Annotated in this window: 21 protein-coding genes; 15 read left to right on the top strand and 6 right to left on the bottom strand. The window is 60.1% G+C overall.

The window, feature by feature from the left end:
- Positions 1-20 precede the first annotated feature (20 nt).
- Together U9R61_RS06320 and U9R61_RS06315 are read left to right on the top strand one after the other, a co-directional pair.
- Positions 21-1226, top strand: a complete 1206-nt coding sequence (locus U9R61_RS06320; RefSeq protein WP_322487967.1) for a methionine aminotransferase — start codon at positions 21-23, stop codon at positions 1224-1226.
- A gap of 60 nt (positions 1227-1286) precedes the next feature.
- Positions 1287-2798, top strand: a complete 1512-nt coding sequence (locus U9R61_RS06315; protein WP_322487966.1) for a carboxypeptidase M32 — start codon at positions 1287-1289, stop codon at positions 2796-2798.
- 476 nt (positions 2799-3274) lie between these two features.
- Here the strand turns inward: U9R61_RS06315 and U9R61_RS06310 are convergent, their stop codons facing one another.
- The 3 genes from U9R61_RS06310 to U9R61_RS06300 form a co-directional block, all read right to left on the bottom strand.
- Entirely contained in the window at positions 3275-4339 is a 1065-nt protein-coding gene (locus tag U9R61_RS06310) for a hypothetical protein (RefSeq protein ID WP_322487965.1), read from the bottom strand.
- Between the two features lie 113 nt (positions 4340-4452).
- The gene (locus U9R61_RS06305; protein WP_322487964.1) at positions 4453-5700 is read right to left on the bottom strand and encodes a glycosyl hydrolase family 18 protein; all 1248 of its coding nucleotides are present in this window, start codon (positions 5698-5700) and stop codon (positions 4453-4455) included.
- Positions 5701-5732: 32 nt separating this feature from the next.
- Entirely contained in the window at positions 5733-6086 is a 354-nt protein-coding gene (locus U9R61_RS06300) for a metallopeptidase family protein (RefSeq protein ID WP_322487963.1), read from the bottom strand.
- A 209-nt stretch (positions 6087-6295) separates the two neighbouring features.
- On the opposite strand from U9R61_RS06300, the gene U9R61_RS06295 reads away from it, so the two are divergent.
- From U9R61_RS06295 to U9R61_RS06265, 7 genes are all read left to right on the top strand, one after another.
- The gene (locus U9R61_RS06295; protein ID WP_322487962.1) at positions 6296-7360 is read left to right on the top strand and encodes a M42 family metallopeptidase; all 1065 of its coding nucleotides are present in this window, start codon (positions 6296-6298) and stop codon (positions 7358-7360) included.
- Positions 7361-7470: 110 nt separating this feature from the next.
- Positions 7471-8754, top strand: coding sequence for a Glu/Leu/Phe/Val dehydrogenase (locus U9R61_RS06290; protein WP_322487961.1), 1284 nt, complete (start codon positions 7471-7473; stop codon positions 8752-8754).
- A gap of 160 nt (positions 8755-8914) precedes the next feature.
- A complete protein-coding gene (locus U9R61_RS06285; RefSeq protein ID WP_322487960.1) occupies positions 8915-9133 on the top strand; it encodes a YtxH domain-containing protein in 219 nt (72 codons plus the stop codon).
- 138 nt (positions 9134-9271) lie between these two features.
- A complete protein-coding gene (locus tag U9R61_RS06280) occupies positions 9272-9979 on the top strand; it encodes a zinc metallopeptidase (protein WP_322487959.1) in 708 nt (235 codons plus the stop codon).
- A gap of 3 nt (positions 9980-9982) precedes the next feature.
- Positions 9983-10123: a hypothetical protein gene (locus U9R61_RS06275; RefSeq protein WP_318775908.1), complete on the top strand. Its 141-nt coding sequence runs from the start codon at positions 9983-9985 to the stop codon at positions 10121-10123.
- Between the two features lie 62 nt (positions 10124-10185).
- Positions 10186-10815, top strand: a complete 630-nt coding sequence (udk, locus tag U9R61_RS06270) for a uridine kinase (RefSeq protein WP_322487989.1) — start codon at positions 10186-10188, stop codon at positions 10813-10815.
- 70 nt (positions 10816-10885) lie between these two features.
- Positions 10886-11803 carry a DUF2156 domain-containing protein gene (locus U9R61_RS06265; RefSeq protein WP_322487958.1) on the top strand — a complete coding sequence of 306 codons (918 nt, stop codon included), beginning with the start codon at positions 10886-10888 and terminating at the stop codon, positions 11801-11803.
- Here U9R61_RS06265 and U9R61_RS06260 read toward each other — a convergent pair.
- On the bottom strand, positions 11781-12308 hold the full coding sequence (locus U9R61_RS06260) for a dual specificity protein phosphatase (RefSeq protein ID WP_322487957.1): 528 nt from the start codon (positions 12306-12308) through the stop codon (positions 11781-11783). The two genes, U9R61_RS06265 and U9R61_RS06260, sit on opposite strands and share 23 nt — an antisense overlap.
- 55 nt (positions 12309-12363) lie before the next feature.
- Between U9R61_RS06260 and U9R61_RS06255 the strand changes: the two genes are divergently transcribed.
- Positions 12364-13248, top strand: coding sequence for a GNAT family N-acetyltransferase (locus U9R61_RS06255; protein WP_322487956.1), 885 nt, complete (start codon positions 12364-12366; stop codon positions 13246-13248).
- A 12-nt stretch (positions 13249-13260) separates the two neighbouring features.
- Complete coding sequence (locus tag U9R61_RS06250) at positions 13261-13824, top strand: SH3 domain-containing protein (RefSeq protein ID WP_322487955.1); 564 nt, start codon at positions 13261-13263, stop codon at positions 13822-13824.
- Positions 13825-13838: 14 nt separating this feature from the next.
- Here the strand turns inward: U9R61_RS06250 and U9R61_RS06245 are convergent, their stop codons facing one another.
- Together U9R61_RS06245 and U9R61_RS06240 are read right to left on the bottom strand one after the other, a co-directional pair.
- On the bottom strand, positions 13839-14972 hold the full coding sequence (locus U9R61_RS06245) for a glycosyltransferase family 1 protein (RefSeq protein ID WP_322487954.1): 1134 nt from the start codon (positions 14970-14972) through the stop codon (positions 13839-13841).
- 101 nt (positions 14973-15073) lie between these two features.
- Positions 15074-15784 (bottom strand): helix-turn-helix transcriptional regulator, encoded by a 711-nt coding sequence (locus U9R61_RS06240; protein ID WP_322487953.1) that lies wholly within the window; start codon positions 15782-15784, stop codon positions 15074-15076.
- A gap of 234 nt (positions 15785-16018) precedes the next feature.
- On the opposite strand from U9R61_RS06240, the gene U9R61_RS06235 reads away from it, so the two are divergent.
- The 4 genes from U9R61_RS06235 (at position 16019) to U9R61_RS06220 (ending at position 22498) form a co-directional block, all read left to right on the top strand.
- Positions 16019-18058 carry a S9 family peptidase gene (locus tag U9R61_RS06235; RefSeq protein ID WP_322487952.1) on the top strand — a complete coding sequence of 680 codons (2040 nt, stop codon included), beginning with the start codon at positions 16019-16021 and terminating at the stop codon, positions 18056-18058.
- A gap of 141 nt (positions 18059-18199) precedes the next feature.
- Positions 18200-18631: a MarR family transcriptional regulator gene (locus U9R61_RS06230; protein WP_322487951.1), complete on the top strand. Its 432-nt coding sequence runs from the start codon at positions 18200-18202 to the stop codon at positions 18629-18631.
- A gap of 49 nt (positions 18632-18680) precedes the next feature.
- The gene (locus tag U9R61_RS06225) at positions 18681-20606 is read left to right on the top strand and encodes an ABC transporter ATP-binding protein (protein ID WP_322487950.1); all 1926 of its coding nucleotides are present in this window, start codon (positions 18681-18683) and stop codon (positions 20604-20606) included.
- Positions 20603-22498, top strand: a complete 1896-nt coding sequence (locus tag U9R61_RS06220; RefSeq protein WP_322487949.1) for an ABC transporter ATP-binding protein — start codon at positions 20603-20605, stop codon at positions 22496-22498. Before U9R61_RS06225 ends, U9R61_RS06220 begins: the two co-directional genes overlap by 4 nt.
- Positions 22499-22572 lie beyond the last annotated feature (74 nt).

Below are 22572 nucleotides of genomic sequence, written 5' to 3'. Positions count from 1 at the left end.
CAGACACCAGAGGTTCACCGATGACCACAGCACCCAGCGCCGAGCGCGTTCGCCAGTTTGGTACCACGATTTTTGCCGAAATCAGCGCCCTTGCCGTGCAGTGCGGCGCGGTTAATCTAGGGCAAGGCTTTCCTGATTTCGCCGGGCCGGAATGGGTCAAGCAAGCGGCTGCCAGCGCCATCGCTGCCGACGCCAACCAGTACGCACCTTACATTGGCGTGCCCCGGCTCCGCGAAGCGATCGCTGCCACGTGGCAGGCCCACGACTGGCGCACGATCGATCCACAGACTGAAGTCACTGTCACCAGCGGCGCAACCGAAGCGCTCTTTGCGGCAGTGCAGGCGTTGGTCAACCCCGGCGACGAGGTGATTCTGTTCGAGCCGTTTTATGATGCGTACCTGCCTGATGTGACCATGGCCGGCGGCGTGCCGCGACTCGTCCGCCTCCACCCACCGTCTAACGGTCAGACAGGGTGGTGGTTTGATCCGGCGGAATTGCAAGCCGCCTTTTCGCCGCGCACCCGCTTGGTAATGCTGAATACCCCGCACAACCCGACTGGCAAGGTCTTTCGCCGGGCCGAACTTGAGCAGATCGCCGAGCTGTGCCAGACGTACGATGTGGTGGTGGTATCGGATGAGGTCTATGACCAGTTGGTGTTTGCCGGCGCCGAACACATTCCGATCGCTACCCTGCCGGGAATGTGGGAGCGCACCTTGACGATTAACAGTCTTGGCAAGACCTTTAGCCTCACCGGTTGGAAGATCGGGTATGCAGTCGGCCCGGCCCACCTCAACGCTGCGCTGCGCGCAGCCCACCAGTGGATCACCTTCGCCACCGCCACCCCGTTGCAATTTGCGGCTGCGGCGGCACTCGAAGAGGCGTTGCACAACGGCTATTACGCCCAGTTTCGGGCTGAGTATACCGCCCGCTACCGGCTCTTGGCCGAGATATTGGCAAGTGTTGATTTGCCGGTTTTGCCGACCGAAGGTAGCTACTTCTTGATGGCCGATATCTCATCAACCGGCTTTCGCAACGATGTCGCCTTCTGCCGCTTCCTCACCCAAGAAGTTGGCGTCGCCGCGATCCCGCCCTCGGCCTTTTACGCCCGCCAGCACGATTTACCGTTGCTGGCCCGGTTTTGCTTCGCCAAACGCAACGAGACCCTCCGCGCCGCCCAGCAACGGTTGCTGGCGTGGCGGCAACACCAAAACGCACAAGATGGGTAATGCCTGAGCAGTTGGAGGCCACGCTCCATCTTGGCGCTCACTAGAAAGCGAGTCATACCCATGGAAGCCCATTTGCACGAACTCCGCGCCCGGTTGCAGGAAATTGACGACATCAACAGCGCAGCCGCGGTGCTCAATTGGGATCAGAGCACCTATATGCCGCCCGGCGGCGCTGTCGCACGCGCCCGCCAACTGGCCACCCTCTCGCGGCTGGCTCACGCGCGCAGCACCGACCCCGCCCTGGGGCGCTTGCTGGCTGAACTGATGCCCTATAGTGAACAGTTGTCATACGATCACCCTGACGCGGCGCTGATCCGGGTGGCGCAGCGCAATTACGAGCGGATGATCCGGATTCCGGTCGATCTCGCCAGCGAGATTGCGGCGCACACGGCGGCCAGCTACCACGCTTGGACGCAAGCCCGCCCGGCGAATGATTTCGCCACTATGCTGCCGTATCTCGAACGCACGCTCGAACTGAGCCGGCGAGTGGCCGACTGCTTCCCCGGCTACGAGCATCCCGCCGACCCGTTGATCGATTTCAGCGACTATGGCATGCGCGCCGCAGCGATTCGTGACCTCTTTGCCCGCCTGCGCGCCGGCCTCACCCCAATCATCCGGGCCATTGTCGCCCAGCCGCCAATTGACGAATCGTGTTTGCGCAAATACTACCCACGCAATGATCAACTGGCCTTTGGCGAGCAGATCATTCGCCAATTCGGGTATGACTTCGAGCGCGGGCGGCAAGATCTTACCCACCATCCGTTTGCGACCAAGTTCTCGGTCGGCGATGTGCGCATCACCACCCGCATTAACGAGCATGATTTAGGCGATGGTCTGTTCAGCACTCTGCACGAATCCGGCCACGCCATGTACGAACAGGGTGTCGATCCGGCGTTTGAGGGCACCCCGCTCTGCGGCGGCGTGTCGGCGGGAGTGCATGAAAGCCAATCGCGGCTGTGGGAAAATCTGATCGGTCGTTCACGTCCATTCTGGGAGCATTTCTACCCAGAGTTGCAGCAGACCTTCCCACAGCAGCTCGGCAACGTCTCGCTCGACGAATTCTACCGCGCGATCAACCGGGTGCAGCCGTCACTGATCCGCACCGATGCCGACGAAGTTACCTACAATCTGCACGTGATGATCCGGTTTGATCTGGAATTGGCGCTGCTCGAGGGCAACTTAAAGCTGCGTGACCTGCCCGAAGCATGGAATGCGCGCTACGCCGAGGATTTAGGGGTGACGGTGCCCGACTATCGCGACGGCGTGCTGCAAGACGTGCATTGGTTTGGCGGCCTGATCGGCGGCGCGTTCCAAGGCTACACGCTGGGAAATATCCTCAGCGCGCAATTCCTTGCCGCCGCCCGCGCGGCGCACCCCGAAATTGATGATGAGATTGGCCGGGGTGAATTCGCCACCCTGCATAGCTGGCTGCGCGAGCATATCTACCGCCATGGCAGTGTGTACACACCAAACGAACTGATCGAGCGCGCGACCGGCAAGCCGATGGAGATTGAGCCGTATCTGACCTATCTGCGCCAGAAGTATGCGGCGATCTACGGGATCACGTTGTAGGGGTGAGGATGCCCCACCCTATGCCTTTCCCCCGCTGTGCCGCAAGGCGTGCGGGTTCAACTCCCATCGTCCGCGAGGATGCCCCCACCCCTTGCCCCTCCCCCGCTGGGGTTGAGGGGTGTGTGGCTCCCTCCACCAGAGGGTTGATGGGTGAACAGAATATTTGGTTGAGCACAACTACTGATCACTGTGCGATGCCTCAACACTTAGCTCTACGCACCCCTCTCCCGCGCCAGGGGGAGAGGGGCTGGAGGTATGGAGGTAAGGGTGGCATCGTTCCCTCCTCTAACGCAGGAGGACTGGGATGGGGATCTTGCGCGTGCCATCCGCTCAGCCATCCTTCCTGCTAAAGCGGGAGATTGCTTCGGACACTGCGCGCCCTCGCCATGACAAAATTGCAGAGCGACATCGCTCCCTCCTCTAACGGAGGAGGACTGGAGTAGGCATCCTTGCGAGCCGAGCAAGAGGTATGCCCATCAGCGAATCGTATACGCGCTCGTGAGGCTCATCTCGCCGAGGAGCTGGCGCTGAGCTTGAAAACTGGCTTGGGCGCGCTCGATAAATGCACGCGCCTCTTGGAAGCGGAGTGCGGCGCGATTGGCGTTTGCCACATCGTAGGTGCTGTAGAAGTCGAGGATGGCATCGAGGCCGGCCAGCTCGAGCTCAAGCCCCTGCCGGTAATCTTCGTGAGCTGGCAACAGCACTCCCGGCACGCGCAGTTCGCCCAAATTAGCCAGCGCCTGCGCCACTGTCGCTCGTAGCCGTTGGGTCGCCGCCACGTGGTTGATCGACGCGCCGCCGGGCTGGCTCGTCTCTTGCCGATAGGCAACCGTGGCAGTGCGTAGATCGGCGCGGATCGCATCGATCGCAGTCAGATACGACACAGTGAGGCTCTCGACGACGGCGAGCGGCTCGGCTTCCAACGCCGGAATGGGGGTGGGAGTCGCAAGCGGCGTTGCCAGAGCGGTTTCGACGGTAAAGGCTGGTTCTTGCTCGGCAGCCAGCGCCGCAAGCGCGCGCTCGCGAGCGATACTCACACTCTGATGCAACATCAGCGCCACCGCCAACAACACAATGGGCAATACCCACAGCACTATCCGCACCCGCGACGTTTCGCGGCGCTGCCAGCGCCACTGAATCCACCAATCCCGGGCTTGCGCGGTTGGCGTGGGGGGAGGAGCAGGCGCGGCATCGGCGGCTGGTTCCGGCGTTGATGCGGGCGGCGCGAGGTCGGCGATCGGGCGTGCAATCGTTGTGCCTTGCCGTTCGAGATAGGCCAGACCGCGACGAGCGTGGGGATTATTGGGGTTAATGCGCAAGACGGCTTGCAAACAGAAGGCGCGCTGCGCTGGATCATCAACTACACCACTTAACCACAGCCATGCCCGTTCATCGCGAGGATCGAGCTTGAGCGCACGCGCCAGCAGACCAGCCGCGACCCGACGCTGCCCGCCGCGCGCCGCTGCAATGCCGCGCTCGACCAAATCACGAGCTTCGGTTGGATTGGCCCGGACACCGGGTTCGCCTGCGGTGGCGGTCATAGTACAGTCCGATGTATGTAATCTGGGACGCTCATCCGTGCATCACTACGATTGATGGTTACGCTGATCACCGGGGGGCGCACCGCCGGGGGGCGTACTGCCGTGCGCCCCTCCTAGTGTTCCGGTAATAAGGTGTTTAATGCCCGTTGAATCAACGTTGAATCCTGCACTAAATTGGCGCGTACCGTCTGCCAATATTCGGGTCGTTCATACCCCAATTGCCAAATCGCAATGCCCGCCAAATCAAGCTTCTGCACCGTCGCGATCTTATCGGCAAGGCCGGTATCGGTCATAAACCAAACGGTGCGCGTACCGGCGCTGGTGCGATAGGTAAAGGTGCTCTCGCCGACGCGACCGCGGGCGTTGCGTTCGATAAAGCTCACGGTTGGCTTATACTCATTGATAATCTCTTCAATCACCTTCCACGGTCGCGACGTAGCATTGCCGTCTGGCGGCCAATCGTAGCCGTAGAAGTGAACGCCGATCAGCACCTTGGCCGGATCGACAACTTCGCGGGCATAATTGGCGACAGCTTCAATCCAATAGGCTGGCGCGACCGGCCCCGGCCCTGACCCGCGCCAATGGTAATCGTAGGTCATAATCCGCAATTGATCAATATGCGGCCCGATCGCGCGCCAATCTTGAAACGAACCCAAACCGCCATCATCACGATCTTTGGCGTGGACAGCGACCGTCAAGAGCTTGTCGTGAGCGTGCAATGCCGCAGCAAGATCAACGATAAATGCGGTAAAATCGTCGCGCAGTGAAGGGGCGAGCGATTCATAATCAATATCAATCCCATCGTAACCGCGCGCTAACACCTCATCAACAATGTTTTGGATGTGGCGCGCGCGTAATTGCGGATTGGTCAACACCGGCACCACCGCGCCGAGGTTGCCAACGTTATGAATTGAGGGGATGATACGCACGTTGTTTTCGTGCGCAATCCGCACCAGATCATCATCACGCCGGCCATAGAGCCGCCCGCTCGCGTCAGTGGTATACCAAAACGGGCTAATGTCGTCAATGATATCGACATTGGCGAAAAACGACTCGCGCGCATCACCCTCAAAATTCGGCGGCAGCCAAACCGCGATATAGCGCCCACTCTTGGGATGATACCCGACCGTTTCCGGTTGGGGCGGAGCCGCAGTAGGCAGCGGCGTCGGCGGCACCGGCGTGGGCAACACCAGCAATGGCGCAGCGGTGGCAGTGGGAGCCATCGCAACCGTTGGCGTCGGCGCATTCGCCGAGAGCGCAATGAGCGCGCTCGACATCTGCACGGTCTGCCAGAGCAAGAGACCGGCGATCGCCAACGCGCCAATATACATGATTCCGGTGATAATCGTGCTGATCCGCACGCGCTACCTCTTGAACGACAACCGATCCTCGCTTAATACGCACCCAACTCGCGCAACCGCTCATCGCTAATCCCGAAATGGTGGGCAATTTCGTGCAAGACAGTGCGTCGAACCTGCTCGCGCAGCGCCGCCGTGGTGCGAAAATCGCGTTCGAGCGGCTCTTGGAAGATGGTAATCACTGCCGGCGCATCATTCTCCTCGGTGAGCGGCACCCCCTCGTAGAGGCCATAAATCGTCTGCCATGGCTTCAAGCCAAGCGCACGCCGTTGTTCGCGGCTTGGGCGCGGCACAATCACCACTTCGACCGTTTCGAGATGGCGCGCAAAGGCAGGGAGTAAGCTCGCGATGACTTCAGCGACCAAATCAGCAAAGTCGGGTTTTTCCATTGCGTTTGCTATCGAGTATAATGTAGTGCCACAACTTATTATACTGGCCGCTATGGAATGGCGTCAAGCATTTTGCCGGTTTTCACACAGCCAAAAACGCATATTGGTCTGATCGAGCGAGCGAAAAACCGGCAACACTTATCATGCAAAGTTACGATAACGGCTCGTTTTTACACGTTCCCGCAACAAGACAGGTAAGGATCATCCCCATGCAAGACACGCCAATCGCATTTCTCAAACGCCTGCTGAGCGCGCCGGGGCCATCGGGCGATGAAGATCGGGCGGCGCGAGTGTGGCGGGCAGAGGCACGCACGTTCGCCGACCAAGTGTACAGTGATGTGCTCGGCAACAGCTTTGCCGTGCTCGAAGGCAGCGGGCCGCGCATTCTGCTGGCTGGCCATATTGACGAAATCGGCGTCATGATCAGCCATATTGATGAGAATGGCTTTCTCTATTTCAGCCCCATTGGCGGTTGGGATGCCCAGGTGCTGATCGGCCAGCGCGTGCGCTTGCTGGGCCGGCACGGCGAAGTGATCGGCGTGGTCGGCAAGAAGCCGATCCATTTGCTGAAACCAGAGGATCGTAATCAAGCCACTAAGATCGAGCAGATGTGGATTGATATTGGCGTATCGAGCCGCGCCGAAGCGACCGAATTGGTGCAGGTCGGCGATACTGGCGTGATTGACGCGCCGGTGTATGAATTGCGCGGCGGGCGCATTGTCAGCCGCTCGATTGACAACCGGATTGGGGCATTTACCGTGCTGGAAGCGTTGCGCTTGCTCAGCCAAAACCGTCCGGCAGCCTACGTCGCCGCTGTGGCGACCACGCAGGAGGAGATTACCTTCGGCGGCGCGACCACTGCCGCGTTCAGCTTTGATCCGCAAGTTGCGATTGTGGTTGATGTCACCTTTGCTACCGACCATCCCGACGCCGATCAGCGCCAGTGGAATACGGTGAAGCTCGGCGGCGGGCCGGTGCTCTCGCGCGGTTCGGCCAACAGTGGCCGCGTCTTCCGCCGACTGGTTGAATTGGCCGAACGCGAGTCGATCCCGTACAATGTCCAAATTGCACCGCGTTACACCGGCACTGACGCCGACGCTATCCATCACGTGCGCGGCGGTATCGCCAGCGCGGTGATCGCGATCCCCAATCGCTATATGCACTCGCCCAACGAGATGATCGAGATCAGCGATGTGGCGCATGCGGTCAAACTGATCGCTGCGTTTGTCCATTCGGTGGCGAGTGTTACCGAATTCATTCCCGCCGATGAATAATCTTATTCCGCAACCACCAGCGCATCGTGGTACAATAGGCATTGTCGCGCCGCCGTTGTCGCGACCGGCCAGCGCTGGCCGCCCTTACTCATCGGAGAGGGGTAAACATCATGGTAATGACTGATGTAGCCCACACTGCTGCGCCCTCTGAGGGCGCCGATCTGCTGAGCACCGTCCAGCAACAATTTGACGAAGCTGCCGATCTGCTCGATCTGCCGGCCCGCCTCCGTGGCATCTTGCGCGCCCCTCAGCGCGAGCTGACCGTTAACTTTCCCGTCAAACACGATAATGGCCGTATCGAAGTATTCCAAGGCTTCCGCGTCCAACACAATCTGGCCCGCGGCCCAACGAAGGGCGGCATCCGGTACCATCCGGCAGTCACGCTTGACGAGACACGCGCATTGGCGATGTTGATGACGTGGAAGTGTGCATTGGCTGGCCTGCCCTACGGCGGCGCTAAAGGCGCGGTGGTCGTCGATCCCAAACAGCTCTCGCTCGGCGAGATCGAACGGCTTACCCGCCGCTTCGCCACCGAAATCAGCGTCGCCATCGGCCCTGAGCGCGATATTCCCGCGCCTGACATCGGCACTAATCCCCAGATTATGGCGTGGATTATGGACACCATCTCGATGCATCAGGGCCATACCGTGCCGGCAGTCGTCACCGGCAAGCCGATCAACATTGGCGGCTCGGAAGGCCGGCTCGAAGCGACCGGACGCGGGTTGACGTATGTGCTCACGACCGCATCACAGCATCTTGGCTTGAAGATTCCTGAGATCCGGCTTGCTATTCAGGGGTGTGGTAACGTCGGCTCAACCGTGGCGCGGGAAGCTGTTGCGTTGGGTATGAAAGTGGTCGCCTTGAGCGATAGCCGTGGCGGTGTCTACAATCCGCACGGCCTCGACGTCGAAGCGGTGCTGACGCACAAAGCGCGCACCGGCAGCGTGGCCGGCGTCGCGAACGCCGACTCGCTGAGCAACGAGGAGTTGCTAGAAATCGAGTGTGATGTGCTAGTACCGGCGGCTTTGAGCGGCGTGATTACGGCCCAAAACGCCAGCCGGATCAAAGCGCAGATCATCGCCGAAGCGGCGAACGGCCCGACCACCAAAGCTGCCGATGCCATCTTGTACGACCGCGGCTGTCTCGTGATCCCCGACATTCTGGCCAACGCCGGCGGCGTCACAGTCAGCTACTTCGAGTGGGTGCAAGGCTTACAAGAGTTCTTCTGGAGCGAACGCGAGGTCAATGCCCAGTTGCGCCGGGTAATGACCAATGCCTTGCAGCAAGTGTTGCGCGTCGCGGCAGAGCGACAGGTTGATCTGCGCACCGCCGCCTATATGCTGGCGATCCAGCGGGTGGGTGATGCAGTGACCACGCGCGGGATCTATCCGTAGCGCCATGAGGCCGCATGCGAGTGTGGCCGGTACACGATACGCCGGCGATGCGCCATGATTTTGATGATAGGATTGCTTTGGAGTGCGGCAGTCAACCTGCCGCACTTTATGTAGTATGATTGGATGCAAGCGTAGCATTCCTTTAAAGAGAAAAGTTGCTATGGATGACCTCGATGCGATGATCGACAGCCTGATCCCGCGCCGCACCAGTGGCCGGCGCTTTGTCGCCGGTTTGCTGCTGGGCATGATCGGCGGCGCCGCAGCAGCAGCCCTGTTGATGCCCCGTAGCGGGCCGGCGCTCCGCACATGGTTGGCCGAACGCGTCCAAGCGTGGCTGGGGCAGGCCCGCAACACCCTAGCCGGTGAGCAACTCTTGTGAACGCGCGGAACTGTCCCGCTAGCCTCATCGCTTTTGCAAAACTCAAACATTTCACCAACACTCGTCTCATGCAAGAGAGTGGTATACTGAGCACAGCAGCGGACAAGTACCGCATCTCAGCGTTCAAGGGAGGTGCCTATGCCATTCTTCTTCGATCCAACCTATCTGCTCTTCGCTATACCAGCGATGCTCTTCGCCCTCTGGGCCCAATTTCAGGTCCAGTCGGCCTTTAATAAATGGTCGCAGGTCGCCAACATACGGCGGCTGAATGGTTTGGATGTCGCTCGCATCTTGATCCGCAACGAAGGCCTCGACCATGTTGGCATCGAGACCATCCCCGGCATGTTGACCGACCACTACGACCCTGCGAGCGAGGTTATTCGCCTCTCGGAAGGTTCGGTGCAACCATCGGTAGCCGCAATGGCGATCGTTGCCCACGAGTTGGGTCACGCCGCGCAAGACAAAGAGGGCTATGCGTGGTTGCGCGTGCGATCGGGCATCGTTGGGTTCGCCAACATCGGCTCGCAACTCGGCACGTGGTTGTTCTTTATCGGTATGTTGCTCGGCGCCGGCGGCGGCAGTCGGTTCGGTTTCCAACTAGCGGTCGTTGGTGTGATCTTGTTTAGCGCCGCGGTTGCCTTTACACTGGTGACGCTGCCGGTTGAATTCAACGCTAGCGCACGCGCGCGCGAGATGCTCCAGCGTGCCGGGTTGGTGACGGTAGAAGAGGCAGCAGGGGTGAATGCCGTGCTCAACGCGGCAGCGTTGACCTATGTGGCGGCGGCAGCGCAAGCGATCGCGCAGTTGCTCTACTTCGTGACGATTTTGATGCGACGGAGGGATTAACGCATGACAGAGGAAGAATTGCGCCGAAAGTTGGTGCATGGCTTGATCAGCCTCGTGTTGAGCTTGGCAGCCGCGTGGTTGGCGACCTATTTAACGAACAAGATTTTAGGCGAGCCATCAAAACCGGAATCGCAGACGGCGTAGAGGCATCGTAGGGGCAGAGCAACTCGCTCCCCCTACGATGCGCTTTTATTGATAGTTGTATGATGAATACCAATCCTATCATTATCGGCGTCGCCGGCGGCAGCGCTAGCGGCAAAACCAGCGTCGCGCAGACGATTTTGCAACGAGTCGGCACCGACCGTATTGCCCACATCGATCACGACCGTTATTACAAAGACCTTAGCCATCTGCCGCTCGCCGAGCGGGCCAAATTCAACTTCGACCACCCTGATGCGCTCGACAATGATCTGTTAGTGGCGCATCTCGATGCCCTGTGCGCCGGACAAGCGATCGATCTGCCGACCTATGACTACGCCACCTATGTGCGCCTGCCGCAAACCGAGCGGATCGAACCGCGGCCAGTCATCTTGGTCGAAGGCATTTTGATCTTTTACGAACCGGTGTTGCGCCGCCGGATGCACATCAAACTGTTTGTTGATACTGATGCCGATCTACGCTTCATTCGCCGGCTGCGGCGGGATATTGCCGAGCGCGGACGCTCGGTTGAGTCGGTCATTGAGCAATATTTGGCAACGGTACGCCCGATGCATCTTGAGTTTGTCGAACCGACGAAGCGATACGCCGATGTAATCTTCCCCGGCGGCGGGCGCAATCCGATCGCGATCGATATGGTCGTGGCACGGATCGAAGCCGCCTTGCAAGCAACTGCTTGACACAATTCGTAACCAAGCGCAAACTACATACGAGAGCAATTCATCAGCTTAGCACCGGTTACAAACCACGATGCCGTTGAGCCTGCTGTCTGAAAGTGATGAGCTGCCGCTCAGTTGGACGCGCGCCGCGCTTGCTGCGCCGCACGTCCAGCGGGTGCGGTTACCGTTGTCTGGCTTTACATGGCTGGCTTACGCCACGGTGCCGGCGAACGGCCATTTCAGCGCCCTCCACCACGAGCACAGCCCTCATACACGCCTCTTGTTGCGCGGCTGCCCGGCAGGATTAGCGCAGCGGTTGGCCCGCGCCGGTTGGGAAACGGTGCGGGTCGGCATAGAAGGCGTGATTGAACTCGCCGGTGAGAGTTTGCACCGGCGCACCGTGCGCAAAATGGTGCGCGCCGCCGCCCGCTTCGGCAGCGTCCATGAAATCCCGTGGAGCCCAACCGCCGTTGCCCGGCTGCGCTTGTTAGCCCGCAAAGCGCGCCACGGCCAGCGCCCGCAGCTTCGCTATCTCTTTCGTACGACGTTTGAACCGGAAACGCGCCTGTTTGTCTTTATTGACCACGATGGGCACTGGCAAGGCGCGGTATTGCTTACCCAGCCATCTCCCGCTGCCGCCGTCACCGAATTGATGCTGCGCCGGCCACAAGCACCGGCGGGGGTCATGGAAGCAATCTTCGCCACAGCCGGCCAGCAGCTCCGCAGCGAAGGCTGCCAGACCCTCAGCCTCAATGAAGCACCCTTCCGCCATCTTGAGCCTCATTTGCGCCCGCTCGAATGGCTCATTACGCTCGCCGGCAGGCAAATGGCCGCTGTGTATGATGCTGACGGCCTGTACCGGTTTAAAGCCAAGTTTGCGCCCCACTGGCGGCCCGTCTACCTATGCGCCCGGCCCCGCCTGCCGTTGTTGGCGCTGGTTGATCTCTTTACTGTATCGGGATGTCTGGAACTGGCTGCCAGCGGTTTTAATCGCCGGCAGGCGGCGTAGCACGGCTACCTTGGCGGCGCTGGCGCAAGAGCCGCTCATACTCGCGCAACCGGCCCAATTGCCGGCGGTTCGGGCGAATGATCGGGCGCGCGATGCGCAACGTTGCCAGCGCCGCGCGATGCTCGAGCCCGTGGCGCGCCATCAGATAGGCCGCCGCCATCATCGGCGCCCGGCCCACGCCTGCATGGCAATGGACAAAGACCGGCAGGTCATCGCCAATAGCATGGGCCATAAAATGCACCCCTTCATCGAGTTGTTCGATGGTCGGCGGATGAAAATCTGGTACTAAGAGGCGTAAGCTGCGCGTGGGCAACGGCCCGCTAAACACATCAGCCCGTTCGGCCTGCAACGAAAGGACTGCGCGTACCCCTAGTGCGTAAATCGCCGGCCATTGCTGTGGATGAAATTGCCCGCCGACAAACAACATCGGCGTAATCGGGGTAATATTCAGGCCAAAGAATCGTTGCCACTGCGTGGAAAAATACTGGCGCACCCGGTTGATCATTGCGCTTCTCTGGTACAATACAACTTCAGACCTCTACGTGTATGGTAGCACAAGTATGTGGCCGTTTCGCAAACCAGTTGATCTCAGCGCAGCCATTGTCCGGCCCAGCCAGCCGGCCGACGTCACGGCGGTTAGCCATCTCTTTAATGCCGCCAGCCGCCGCTTTTCCGCCGCTGGCGGCAGCGAACTCTACCACGCCGTAGAGGAAGGGCGTGCGGTCGTGATGCAGCTTGAACGTGAAGTGTTGGCGATAGCAGTGCTTGGCCGGCCCATTCATCACGTGGTATGGCTACGCGCGCTCGCGGTAAGCGAACGGATCCAACCCCGTGCAGCAGTAGCGCGAGTCGCGCCTGCGCTCGAACAGGTCGCGCGCCAACAAGCGATCACGCACCTCTATTATGCTGGCGATGACCAGTCGGATCAGTGGCTGCGCCCGCTGTTAGAACAGGCCGGTTACTACCATCAAACAGATGTCGTCGTCTATGAAAAACGCGACTGGGAAATTCCCGCCAATGGCAATAGCGATGTGCAAGTTCGCCCCGTCCAAGCCGTTGATTTAGCCGAAGTGCTGCAACTCGACATGCGTTGCTTTGAACCACAATGGGTCAAAGACGAAAGCATTCTCGCGCCGGCCATTGCCGATGGGTCGTTTTTCGTGGTCGCTGAACTCAACGGGCAAATAGCGGGATACAGTTACGCCACCAGCCATTTTGGCGGCCGATTAGTACACTTGGTGCGGATCGCGGTCGATCCTGATGTGCGCGGACGCGGCATTGGTGTACGGTTACTGGCTGAATTCGTCGCCTACGCGGCTGAAACCGGCGGCGGGTTGCTCACTCTCAACACGCAAGCGTACAACCATCATGCCCAGCGGCTGTATCGCTGGTTTGGCTTTGCGCCGACCGGTGAACGCCAACCAGTGCTCTGCCGCTGGTTGTAGCGAGGGAGAACCGTGCCACCGAAAACTGATCCGCACGACTGGAGTCGGCTATTTGAACGCCACCAACGCCGGCGCGGCCCGCTTAGCACACTCATCGCAGCGCTCGTGATTGGGATGATCATCGTTGGTCTGATCGGGCTCACACCCTTCGTCCTCGACCAACTGGAAACGAACCGGGCCATTGCCCGCCAAACGCAAATTGCGCTGCAAACCCGTGAGGCGCGGGCAACCGCTCAGCAAGCAGCTACGCAGAGCGCCATTCCGGCGGCCACGCCAACGGCCCCGCCAACACCAACCGCAACACCTACTCTGATGCCAGAGCCGATCCTTGGCCGCGCGCAAGTGATTAACGGCGGTAATATCCGGCGTGAACCGCGCGTCGCCGCCGAAACGGTGATGGGGCAAGTGTGTGTGGGTGATCGGGTGGTATTGCTCGAAGAGCAAACAACCAACGGCGCCAACCGTTGGTACCGGTTGCGGGTGGTCGAAACTGTGGGCAACTGCGTTCCCGAACGGGTAAGCGCCGGCACCGAGGGGTGGGTGAATGCCACATTGCTGAGCGCGCCCGAACCGTAGGAACTGGCAATGAATTACCGCGCGCTGGCTGCCGCCTGCTCGTACACTGCCAGCGTCGCTTGCGCCGTCACCTGCCATGAGAAGAGCGCCGCCCGGCGCAACCCGCGTTGGCGCAGCAATTCACGCAGATCGCGCGAACGGAGCACGCGCAAGATACCCTCGGCGATCTCGTGCATGCTGTGCGGATCAACCGTCAGCGCGGCTTCATCAACCACCTCTGGCAAACTGCCGGCATACGCGCAGACCACCGGGACACCGCAGGCCATAGCTTCAAGCGGCGGCAAGCCAAAGCCCTCATACGACGAGGGAAACACAAACAGCAATGCCCCGCTGTAAAGTGCCGGCAGATCGGCTTCGGCAACATTCGCCACCACGGTAACCCGGTCGCTCACGCCGCGGTCAGCGGCAATCGCCATTGGCAGCGGATACCGGCGGTCAAATTTGCCGGCAATCACCAGTACTGCATCGGCAAAGGCTGCCGGCAAATCTGGCAGCACCCGTTCCCAGGCCCGCAGAAGGCGGTCAATATTCTTATGCGGCTTGTTTGAGCCGACGTACAACACATAGTGGCGCGGCAAAGCGTAGCGCATCCGCACCTCGGTAATCTCATCAACCGGCTGCGGGGCAAAACCCGGCGCGACGGCCAGTGGCGTCACTGCGATCTGGTCGCGCGGAATGCGGAGATGAAAGGCCAAATCATCACGCGAAACCGTTGAGATGGTGATCAGCCTACGCGCACTCTGGGCCGCGAGCCGCAGTGACCAGCGGTAGCAGCGCCGCCCGCGCGGGCTCAGCGTTTGCGGGTAGCGCAACGGCAAGACATCGTAGATGGTTACGACCGAGGGGCAGGGCAACAGATACGGTTTGACAATGTAGGGCGAATGCAAGAGATCGAGGCGCAGCCGGCGCGCCAGCAACGGTATCTCAAGCTGCTGACCCAACGCAAAAGGGCCGCTCTGCACGGTAACGTATTCGGTGACTACATCAGATAACGGCGGCAATGCTTGCCCGGCACTGATCAGTACAAACAAACGATGAGGGACGCAGAGTTCGCTTAAGGCCGGCAAGAGCGCGGTAATATAACGGCCAATGCCGGGAAAGTGATCGCTGGCATAGCGAGCATCAAAACCGATGCGTAGTGGGGGCATAGAAACAACGCGTGATCAGATGGTACGGGCATGTAAGGGCGGGTTGAAGCCCACCCTTACATTACACCCACCCGTACACCCGCCAGTACCTCCATCACCCGCTAGATCCCTTCGGCCAACAACGACGCAATGTACGTCAACGTCGCCCGGCGACCTTGGGGATGCAAGCGCCGCCACAGATTGAGTAATCGCTGCTCGGTGTAGGCATTCACCACGGCCTCGTCGGCCATCGCATCAACCGCCGGAGTGGCCACCGCATTGACCGGAGCAGGAGCTGGCATAGTGTCAGCCGTCGCCGGAGACGCGGCGCTCGCTGGCTCTTGGCTCGGCGCCGGCGGCAACGCAACGCCACGCTGGATCAATTCAGTCGCGATGATCAGGCGTGCCACCTCGAGCGAATCAGCACCCAACACCTCGGCTAGTTTCATCGCGTTATCGGGATCGGGCGTGGTTTGGCCGTTGATATAGTTTTTCATCGCGCTGTCGCTGATTTTGGTGGCGGTACATAGGCTTGCGCGGGTAAACCGGCCTTGCATCTGCTCTTTCAACCACTCACCGAATGTTTGCCCGGCGTAAGGCAATAATTCAGACCGTTCACGGACTTCGCTGGCAGGCATGCTCAAGACTTCCGCCATCTGCTCAACCGTTTTGCTGCGCATCCGTGAACGTGCGCCTGCTTCAAACAGGTACGAGCGCAAGGTGGCGACACTGAGCCCCAGCATCCCGGCAAAATCGGCCAGCGATGTTCGCCGTTGCATCGCGGCATGGAACAAGAGCACCGAAAGCGGCATCTTTTGATCGGACGTGCTCACCGGAGGCAATCCTTTCGTTATCAGCAGTTCTCAACCTATGATTACACAAGAAATTGTGAAAACCTCTTTAATTATGCTCGCTATTGTAGGATTATAGTTGGATGTCGCTAAAATGTCAAGGTTTATGTTGTGGTCATTTGATACTTTCTAACAAAAATATCAAAGTGACATGCCCAGAGAAGTGTGTTACAATAGCAAGGTATTGGCACCGGTTTCATAATTGCAGGACCGCTCATGACAACCCCAACCCCTAGTCGCTTTACGATCGACGACCTCTACGAGCTGGGATGGCTGGAAGACCCGCGCCTGAGTCCTGATGGACGCAGGGTAGCTGTCGTGTGGGTTACTGTCGATCGGGTAAACAATGGCTATCGCCGCCAGATCGTGTTGGTTCCAACCGCTGGCGAGCCGCTGCGCCGATTTACGCACGGCAAGCAGGATCGCCAGCCGCGCTGGAGTCCTGACAGCAAGTGGCTGGCATTCGTCTCGAACCGCGACGATGAACGGGGCCAGATCTACGTGATGCCGGTTGATGGCGGCGAGGCCCGGCAAGTCACTAGTATGCCCAACGGTGCAAGCGATCCGGCATGGAGTCCGGACGGGCGATGGCTCGCATTCCTTTCGCCAGTGAACGCCGAAGAGCAAGCACGTGAAGATAGCGGTACACTGCCGCCGCCGGCTGATGCGTGGGAGGCCCGGCGCGCCCGTGAGCAGCGCCAGCACGACGAAGAGCTGCGCAACGATCCGCGAGTGGTGACGAAGTTGCCGTACCGCAGCGGCACGAGCTATTTCGATGATCGGCGACGACACATTTATGTGATCGAGATCAGCGACGAGGACACACCGGCCACCCCGTGCCGCCTGACGTCCGGCGATCTCCACTACAGCGCACCGGTCTGGATGCCCGCCGGCGATGCGCTCCTGAGTACTGCGACCCGGGACCCCGAAGCCGACTCGCTCTTCGCCTACTATGATGTGATGCGCATTCCGCTTGATGGATCGTTACCGCAGGCGTTAACCAGTCCCGGCTTTTCGTACTTTGACCCGCAACCCTCGCCCGATGGCAGCCAGATTGCCTTTTTGCGCCTGAATGAAGAGCGGCTGCTCGGTGAAGGCCGACGGGTGGCGATTATTCCCGCCGAGGGAGGCGAACCGCACGATCTCACTGCGCATACCGACTTGAATGTGGAGCAATTCCACTGGCAGCCTGACGGGCAAGGCGTGTTGTTTAGCGCCGGTTGGCGCGGCGAGGCCCACGTCTACCAGATCGGGTTGCCGGGCACACCGACCTACCGCAACGGGGCCACACTGGTAGGCGGACCGCGCATCGTGAGTGAATTTGATGTCGGACGTGATGGCAGTATCGCGTTTGTCGCCGGCAGCCCTGACAATCCGTGCGATCTCTACTTTCGCAGTGCCGATGGCCACGAACGCCGGTTGACGGCGATCAACGGCCAGCTGCTTCGCCAGCGGATCATCGTGCCGATCGAAGAACTGGTCTACCTTGCGCCTGACGGCAGCGAAGTGCAAGGCTGGGTGCTGCACCCACCTGATTTCGATCCGACTCGCCGCTATCCATTAGCGGTCTATATCCACGGCGGGCCGCATGTGATGTGGGGGCCGGGTTTTCGTTCGATGTGGCACGAATGGCAAACCGCAGCGGCGCGCGACTACGTCGTGTTCTTCTGCAACCCACGCGGCAGCGAAGGCTACGGCGAACTCTGGCGCGACGCGATCCGCGGCAATTGGGGTGAAGCTGACGCGCCCGATATTTTAGCCGGGATCGACACCCTCGTCGCCCGCGGCTACATCGACCCAGACCGCATCGCCGTCACCGGCGGTTCGTATGGCGGCTATATGACGGCATGGCTGATCGGCCACGACGACCGCTTTGCCTGCGCCGTCGCCGCGCGCGGCGTCTACAATCTGCTGACCCAGCATAGCACCAGCGATGCGCACGAGTTGATCGAGATCGAGTTCCGCGGCTACCCATGGGAATTGTACGAAGAACTGTGGGATCATTCGCCGTTGGCGCATGCCCACAAGATTCAAACGCCGCTGCTGCTCTTGCACAGTGAACTCGATTATCGCGTGCCGATTAGCGAAGCCGAACAGCTTTTCGCCATTCTCCGCCGCCAAAAGAAGGTGGTGGAATTGGTGCGTTACCCGCGCGAAGGCCATGAATTGACCCGCAGCGGCGAACCGCGCCACCGCGCCGATCACATGCGGCGGACGTTGGAATGGTTTGACCGGTATTGCCGGGGCGAATCATAAATACCGATCACGTTATGATGGTAGCGACGCACGGTCGTGCGTCGCTACAAACCCCGGCCTGCGCCGCCCATTTCTCATTTGACACGTCAATCATTCCCGCCGTATCATACTCTTAGTTTGTCTAACTAATTGTTTTGACCTATGGATCAAACCACCATCACCAATGCCCAACGCCTGATCCAGTTGATCGACTGCATGCGGGCCAACCAACCACGCAGTCCCCTCTTCCAGCAGCTTGGCGAGTGGGGATTGTCGATGTCGCATTTGCGTTTGCTCGGTTTGTTGGTGCCTGATCGCGAGCTGTCGATGCGCGAACTGGCCGAGGCACTCGGCATTACGCCGCCGTCATTGACGGCCCTCACCCGCCGGTTGGTGCAGAACGGCTTGGTCGAACGCCGCCCGCATCCTGACGATAGCCGGATCACGCTGCTGGCGCTGAGCGAGGCTGGACACAAGCTGCATCGCGATCTCGAAACGGAGCGGCTAGGGCATATGACGCGGTTGTTGGCCGGCCTCAGCCACACCGAACAGCAACTCTTTCTCGATTTGCTCGAACGCGCGATACGCACGTGACCCGAACAACAAAGTGAAGAATTGGCAAACATGCCAGCAGGAACCGTCTATGCAAGCTCATCGTGTCGCCCAACCGCCAACCAATCGGCCCAATCCCGGCGCGCTAATCCGCGCCATTCGCTATCTCGGTCAGCAACGCCGCACCGTGACGATTGCCTACAGCGCGTTGGTGATCGCAACGTTGGCCCAACTGGCAGTGCCGCAATTGGTGCAGAACATGATCGATGCGGTCACGCGCAGCATTACCGCTACCCGCATCCTTACCGAAGTGCCAGCGGCATTTCAGGCTGCCGCTGCCGCTCAACTTGGCCTTACCGTCGAACAGTTGCAACGTGATGCCGCTAATGCCGAAGGTCTGGTGATCAACGCGGCCTTACTGATTCTAGTCTTCGCCGTGATGCGCGGCGTCTTTTCGTTTTTGCAGTCATTTATGGCTGAGCAAACCTCGCACGGGTTGGCCTTCGACCTGCGCAATGCGATCTTCAGCAAGATCCAGCGGATGTCGTTCAGCTTTTACGACCGCAACCAGACCGGGCAGCTCATGGTGCGCGCCACCGATGATGTCGAACGGGTGCGCACTTTTGTGGCGCAGGGGTTAGTGCTGGTGGCCCAGTCGTTTTTGCTCCTCACCGGCGCGCTGATCGTGCTCGCTTTTACCAATTGGCAACTCACACTGGTGATCTTGCCGATCTTGCCAATTGCGCTGGCCGTCTTTGTCGTCTTTGGCCGCCTAAGCCAGCCATTGTTCGGGGAAGTGCAGGCGCGACTAGCCCGGCTCAATACCATTTTGCAAGAGAATGTCGCCGGGATTAAGGTGGTCAAGGCGTTCACCCGCGAGCCCTACGAACAGCAACGGTTCGATCGAGCGGCGACGGCGCTGATGGAGCAGCAGATTAAGGTGAACCGTATCTTCGCCTTTCTGTTTCCGGTGGTGTTTTTGATTGCCCAGCTCGGCCAAGCGGCAATCCTCTACTTTGGCGGCCAGCAGATCCTCAACGGCACGCTTGAGCTGGGCCAGTACCAGAAATTTAGCCTCTATCTGGTATACGTTTTCTTCCCGCTCGGCCAGCTCGGCTTTATCATCGCGCTGCTGGCGCAAGCCGGCGCGTCGGCGACCCGCATCTTCGAAGTGCTCGATACCGAAAGCGAGATTGTCGAACGCCCGAACGCGATCGTCTTGCCGCCGTTGCAGGGGCGGGTCGAGTTTCGCAATGTCACCTTCCGCTACTTCAACAGCAGCGCGCCGGTATTGCAAGAGGTCAGCTTTGTGGTTGAGCCGGGCCAAACTGTGGCACTGCTCGGCGCGACCGGCAGCGGCAAGACCTCGATTATCAATCTGATCCCGCGCTTCTACGATGTGAGCGAGGGTGCGGTGCTGATTGACGGCTACGATGTGCGCGAGGTGACGATCGACAGCCTGCGCAGCCAGATCGGGATTGTGTTGCAAGAGACCAACCTGTTTAGCGGCACCATCCGCGAGAACATCGCCTTTGGTCGGCCCGACGCCAGCGACGAAGAGGTGATCGCAGCAGCGAAAGCGGCAGCAGCGCACGACTTCATTATGAGTTTTCCCGACGGCTACCAGACGCGAGTCGGCGAGCGCGGCATGACCCTATCGGGCGGACAGAAACAGCGGATCGCCATCGCTCGCGCTCTGCTACTCAATCCGCGCCTGCTGATCCTCGACGAAGCCACCAGCAACGTCGATGTCGCGACCGAGGCGCTCATTCAGCGCGCGCTTGACCAATTACTACGCAATCGCACCAGCTTCGTGATTGCCCATCGGATTAGCACCGTGCGCAACGCCGATCTGATCCTTGTGCTTGATAAAGGCCGGCTGGTAGCCAGCGGCACCCACGCCGAGCTGTTGGAAAACAGCCCGATCTATGCCGAAATCTACGCTTCCCAGTTGATCGAAGACGCCCCCCTGCCGTCACCGAACGGCCAGCTTGGCGAAGGAGCATCCGCACTATGATGGGAGGATTTGGCGGCCACGGCCGCATGCTCAATACCGAGGTGCAGAAGCCCAAGAATGTCTTGGCGACCATCGCCCGCTTCTGGCCTTATTTCCGGCCCTATTGGTTTGCCGTGGCCTTGACGCTGATCTTGATCACGGCCAGCGCCCAGTTGCAGGTGACAGCGCCTGAACTGATCGGGCAAGCGGTGGACTGTTACCTCTTCCCGCGCGCCGATGCCTGCTGGTACACTACGGTCAATCCCGCCGCCACCATCGCCGACCGGATGGGAGGGTTGGCCGGCTTAACCGGCTGGTTGTTAGTGATCTTCATCGGCGGCGCATTCCTGCAAGGGTTGGCCTTCTTTAGCATGAACTGGACTGGCCAGCGCGCCTTGCGCCAGATTCGCGAAGATGTCTTCGCCCATATCCACCGGCTCTCACTCGGCTATTTCTCGCGCAACGAGGCCGGCAACGTGATGAGCCGCATCACCAGTGATACCGACACCATTCAGCAGGCGCTCAGCTTTGCCCTGTTGAGCGTGGTCAACGGCCTCTTGCAGATTGGGTTGACGATCAACGCGATGGTGCAGAGCAATCTGCCCTACGCCCTGATCAGCCTGAGTGTCGTACCGTTCATGATCCTCGCTACGTTCTACTTCTCGACCCAAGCCCGGCGCGCGTTTCGCGCCAGCCGCCAGCAGATGGGAAACGTCAACGCCGGTCTGCAAGAGAGCATCGCTGGGGCGCGCGAGGTGCAGGCGTTTAACCGCGAAGCCGAGAGCATTGCCCAATTCGAGCGGGCCAACGCCGCTAACCGCGATGCCAACATTCGCGCCGCCAGCTTCACCAGTGCACTCAACCCAGTGCTGGAAGCATTAGGGTACGTTGCGATCGCGATTGTGGTCGTGGTGGGTGCGCTCAGCGCGCTGCGTAATGCCCCCCTCTTCGGCACGGCAGTCATCTCACTCGGCACCATTTTCGCCTTCATCCAATACGTGCAGCGCTTCAACCAGCCCATCCAGCAGATCGCCTCGCTGTGGACGAACGTGCAGAACGCGATTGCCGGCGGCGAACGCATCTTTGGCCTGCTTGACGTGCAGCCCGATCTGGTTGATACCGACAATGCCCGCCCGCTGCCGCCGATCAAGGGCCGGGTCGTGTTCGATCGCGTCTGGGCCGAATACAAACCGGGCCAGCCGGTGCTGCGTGACGTGAGCTTCGTGGCCGAGCCGGGCCAGACGATCGCGATCGTCGGGCCGACCGGCGCCGGCAAGACGACGCTGGTCAACCTCATCCCACGGTTTTACGATGTGAGTGCGGGCAGCGTCACCATTGACGGTTACGACGTGCGGGAGGTGACAGCGGCCAGCCTGCGTTCGCAGATCGGGATCGTGCTGCAAGACACCTTCCTGTTTGCCGATACGGTACTGAACAACATCCGCTATGGCCGGCTGGACGCCAGCGACGAGGAGGTGATCGCGGCGGCCAAACTGGTTGGCGCGCACGAGTTCATCGAGCGGTTGCCCAACGGCTACCAGACAATGCTCGGCGAACGCGGAACTGGTCTCAGCCAAGGCCAACGCCAATTGATCGCGATTGCCCGCGCCGCATTGGCCAATCCGCGCATCTTAATCCTCGACGAAGCGACCAGCAGCGTCGATACCCGCACCGAACGGATCATCCAGCGCGCCTTTGACCAGATGCTGGCCGGACGCACCAGTTTCGTGATTGCCCACCGGCTCAGTACCATTCGCAACGCCGATCTGGTGCTGATGGTCAAAGACGGTCAGATCGTCGAGCGCGGCAGCCACCATGAGCTATTGGCCCAGCGCGGCGCGTATTACGAGCTGTACCGGCAGCAATTTACCGCTGGTGAAGGGGCAGACGTGGCGCCGGCCCGCGTGGGGTAATGTAGGGGTAGATGCCATTGCTTCACCGCGCGTAGGGACAGAGCGACGCTCTGCCCACGCGCGGCGAAGCAATC

Source organism: Chloroflexus sp. (assembly GCF_034431535.1).
Lineage (GTDB): Bacteria > Chloroflexota > Chloroflexia > Chloroflexales > Chloroflexaceae > Chloroflexus.
Note: the sequence above shows the minus strand (reverse complement) of the source record. Positions and strands in the feature narration are given on the sequence as shown.

What these genes read in the sequence shown, in the direction of transcription:
- U9R61_RS06285 (WP_322487960.1), top strand. Translation starts at nt 8,915, where the DNA reads ATGGATGACCTCGATGCGATGATCGACAGCCTGATCCCGCGCCGCACC.
- U9R61_RS06245 (WP_322487954.1), bottom strand. Translation starts at nt 14,972, where the DNA reads ATGCCCCCACTACGCATCGGTTTTGATGCTCGCTATGCCAGCGATCAC.
- U9R61_RS06255 (WP_322487956.1), top strand. Translation starts at nt 12,364, where the DNA reads ATGTGGCCGTTTCGCAAACCAGTTGATCTCAGCGCAGCCATTGTCCGG.
- U9R61_RS06320 (WP_322487967.1), top strand. Translation starts at nt 21, where the DNA reads ATGACCACAGCACCCAGCGCCGAGCGCGTTCGCCAGTTTGGTACCACG.
- U9R61_RS06225 (WP_322487950.1), top strand. Translation starts at nt 18,681, where the DNA reads ATGCAAGCTCATCGTGTCGCCCAACCGCCAACCAATCGGCCCAATCCC.
- U9R61_RS06310 (WP_322487965.1), bottom strand. Translation starts at nt 4,339, where the DNA reads ATGACCGCCACCGCAGGCGAACCCGGTGTCCGGGCCAATCCAACCGAA.
- U9R61_RS06220 (WP_322487949.1), top strand. Translation starts at nt 20,603, where the DNA reads ATGATGGGAGGATTTGGCGGCCACGGCCGCATGCTCAATACCGAGGTG.
- U9R61_RS06265 (WP_322487958.1), top strand. Translation starts at nt 10,886, where the DNA reads ATGCCGTTGAGCCTGCTGTCTGAAAGTGATGAGCTGCCGCTCAGTTGG.
- U9R61_RS06260 (WP_322487957.1), bottom strand. Translation starts at nt 12,308, where the DNA reads ATGATCAACCGGGTGCGCCAGTATTTTTCCACGCAGTGGCAACGATTC.
- U9R61_RS06235 (WP_322487952.1), top strand. Translation starts at nt 16,019, where the DNA reads ATGACAACCCCAACCCCTAGTCGCTTTACGATCGACGACCTCTACGAG.
- U9R61_RS06290 (WP_322487961.1), top strand. Translation starts at nt 7,471, where the DNA reads ATGGTAATGACTGATGTAGCCCACACTGCTGCGCCCTCTGAGGGCGCC.
- U9R61_RS06230 (WP_322487951.1), top strand. Translation starts at nt 18,200, where the DNA reads ATGGATCAAACCACCATCACCAATGCCCAACGCCTGATCCAGTTGATC.
- U9R61_RS06280 (WP_322487959.1), top strand. Translation starts at nt 9,272, where the DNA reads ATGCCATTCTTCTTCGATCCAACCTATCTGCTCTTCGCTATACCAGCG.
- U9R61_RS06295 (WP_322487962.1), top strand. Translation starts at nt 6,296, where the DNA reads ATGCAAGACACGCCAATCGCATTTCTCAAACGCCTGCTGAGCGCGCCG.
- U9R61_RS06315 (WP_322487966.1), top strand. Translation starts at nt 1,287, where the DNA reads ATGGAAGCCCATTTGCACGAACTCCGCGCCCGGTTGCAGGAAATTGAC.
- U9R61_RS06300 (WP_322487963.1), bottom strand. Translation starts at nt 6,086, where the DNA reads ATGGAAAAACCCGACTTTGCTGATTTGGTCGCTGAAGTCATCGCGAGC.
- udk (WP_322487989.1), top strand. Translation starts at nt 10,186, where the DNA reads ATGAATACCAATCCTATCATTATCGGCGTCGCCGGCGGCAGCGCTAGC.
- U9R61_RS06275 (WP_318775908.1), top strand. Translation starts at nt 9,983, where the DNA reads ATGACAGAGGAAGAATTGCGCCGAAAGTTGGTGCATGGCTTGATCAGC.